The 242-nt window shown below is 40.9% G+C and carries 1 pseudogene; it reads left to right on the forward strand.

Annotated elements, in window-relative coordinates:
- Positions 1-242, forward strand: a pseudogene (locus BA053_RS06515) (leucyl aminopeptidase); the annotation flags it as partial.

The following is a 242-nucleotide window of genomic DNA, read 5'->3' on the forward strand; positions in this document are numbered from 1 at the left end:
ACGAAAAGCAAAAGTAAATGCGATCGGTGTGGTCGCACTTGCAGAAAATGCAGTGGGTGGTAATGCTCAAAGACCAAGTGATGTAGTAACTTCAATGTCTGGACAAACAATAGAAGTGTTGAACACCGATGCAGAAGGAAGGCTCATACTTGCAGATGCTTTATGGTATACGCAAGATAGATTCTCACCAAAATTTATGATTGATCTTGCAACTTTAACTGGTGCTATAGTGGTTGCACTTG

The sequence above is a fragment of the Wolbachia endosymbiont of Nomada ferruginata genome (assembly GCF_001675785.1).
Classification (GTDB): Bacteria; Pseudomonadota; Alphaproteobacteria; order Rickettsiales; family Anaplasmataceae; genus Wolbachia; species Wolbachia pipientis.